Below are 1,401 nucleotides of genomic sequence, written 5' to 3' on the forward strand. Positions count from 1 at the left end.
CCTTCAACGGCGCGGTGAACGGCGCCCAGGCGCTGACCATCGCCGGGACGGGGACGACGCAGTTCAACGCGGCGGTGGGCGGCACGACGGCTCTGGCCAGCCTGACCACCAACGCGGGCGCCACGGCCAGCTTCCTGGACGTCACCACCACGGGCGCCCAGACCCACAGCGCCGCCACGACGCTCAACGGCGCCTACGCCACCACCAGCGGCGCCTTCGCCGCCAATGGTGCGGTGACGCTGGCCGGCGACACGACGGTCAACGGCGGGTCGAGCGTTCTGTTCGCCGGTACGGTGGACGGTGCTTACGCCCTGGTCATCAACAACAAGAGCACGACGCAGTTCACCGGCACGGTCGGCGGCACGACGGCGCTCGCCAGCCTGACCACCGACGCCGGCGGCACCAGCAGCGTGAAATCGGTGACGACCACCGGCGCGCAGACCTACAACGACGCGGTGACGCTCGACGGCACCTACACCACCGGCAGCGGCGCCTTCACCGCCAACGGTGCGGCGACGCTGGCCGGGGCGACGACGGTGAACGGCGGATCGGTTCTGTTCGCCGGCACGGTGGACGGCGCCCAGGCCCTGGTCATCAACAGCAAGGGCGCGACGCAGTTCAGCGGCACGGTGGGCGGCACGACGGCGCTGGCCAGCCTGACCACCGACGCCGGTGGCACCAGCAGCCTGCGCACCGTCACCACGACAGGCGCACAGACCTACAACGACGCGGTCACGCTGAATGGCACCTACACCACCGGCAGCGGCAACTTCGCCGCCAACGGTGCGGCGACGCTGGCCGGCGACACGACGGTCAACGGCGGGTCGAGCGTGCTGTTCGCCGGCACGGTGGACGGTGCCCATGCCCTGGCGGTCAACAACAAGGGCACGACGCAGTTCGCCGGCACGGTGGGCGGCACGACGGCTCTGGCCAGCCTGACCACCGACGCCACCGGCACCAGCAGCGTGAAGTCGGTGACGACGACGGGCGCGCAGACCTACAACGACGCGGTGACGCTGGACGGCACCTACACGGGCGGCACGGTCACCGCCAACGCGGCGGCCACGCTGGCCGGGGCGACGACGGTGAACGCCGGGACGGCCACCTTCAACGGCGCGGTGAACGGCGCCCAGGCGCTGACCATCGCCGGGACGGGGACGACGCAGTTCAACGCGGCGGTGGGCGGCACGACGGCTCTGGCCAGCCTGACCACCAACGCGGGCGCCACGGTCAGCTTCCTGGACGTCACCACCACGGGCGCCCAGACCCACGGCGCCGCCACGACGCTCAACGGCGCCTACAGTTCGCTCAACAGCCCGATCACCTTCAACGGTGCGACGACTCTGGCTGGGACCACGCTGGTGGATGCGGGCTACGGCACGATCACCTTCAACGGGACGG

1 protein-coding gene is annotated in these 1,401 nt (G+C 71.4%); it reads left to right on the plus strand.

All coding sequences use genetic code 11. From position 1 onward, the window contains the following. Positions 1–1,401, plus strand: a 1,401-nt coding sequence (locus JJL56_RS32730) for a beta strand repeat-containing protein (RefSeq protein WP_425599167.1), incomplete at both ends; no start/stop codon positions are given.

The sequence above is a fragment of the Azospirillum aestuarii genome (assembly GCF_016632405.1).
GTDB classification, from domain to species: domain Bacteria; phylum Pseudomonadota; class Alphaproteobacteria; order Azospirillales; family Azospirillaceae; genus Azospirillum; species Azospirillum aestuarii.